This is a genomic window from Methanocalculus natronophilus (assembly GCF_038751955.1).
In the GTDB taxonomy this organism is placed as follows: Archaea; Halobacteriota; Methanomicrobia; order Methanomicrobiales; family Methanocorpusculaceae; genus Methanocalculus; species Methanocalculus natronophilus.
Genome location: NZ_JBCEXH010000051.1, coordinates 1 through 705, shown reverse-complemented (window position 1 = coordinate 705; position 705 = coordinate 1). Strand labels below are relative to the sequence as shown.

Sequence of the window (705 nt, the reverse complement as noted above, 5' to 3'; positions counted from 1 at the left end):
AATTCATACTGCGCATTGTTTGTATCTTGGAATTCATCTACCAAAATGTATTGAAACAGTTTTTGGTAATGATTTAAAAGGTGGGTTTCTTGTTTAAAGAGTTTAATGGTTAACATAATTAAATCTTCAAAATCCACCAAATTATTTTCTTTTAGCCTTTTCACATATTCAGGAAAAACAATGTTCAAATAACCACTTAGTGGTTCTTTATAATGACTAATGTTTACGTCTTCACTTTTTAAATTCATCACATGTGTCTTTAATTTTCTTGGATCAATCGTTTTGGTGTCTATCCCTTTTTCTTTTTGAATCGATTTAATCATTTGAACGGTATCATCGTCATCTATAATTTGAAACCTTTTATCATACCCTAAATATTCAATATGCTCTCTTAAAATACGTGCACACATTGAATGAAATGTAGAAATCCACATAGATTGCGTCGGCGCATTTAATAATTTAGCAATTCTTACTTTCATTTCATTTGCTGCTTTATTCGTAAAAGTAATGGCTAAAATTTGATCTTTAGGAACACCAACATTATTTATTAAAAAAGCGATGCGCTTCGTTAAAACATTCGTTTTACCGCTTCCAGCCCCTGCAATTGCCATGACAGGGCCTTCCGTTTGGCTAACCGCTTTTTGTTGTGCTTCATTTAAGTCTTTAATTAAGATATCCATTTAAAATCACCCATAAAAATTATAC

The 705-nt window shown here is 31.1% G+C and carries 1 protein-coding gene; it reads right to left on the bottom strand.

The genetic code is table 11. The features are described 5' to 3' along the window. A partial coding sequence (locus ABCO64_RS10335; RefSeq protein WP_343089402.1) for an ATP-dependent helicase occupies positions 1 to 680 on the bottom strand: 680 nt, incomplete at its 3' end. Positions 681 to 705: the final 25 nt, after the last annotated feature.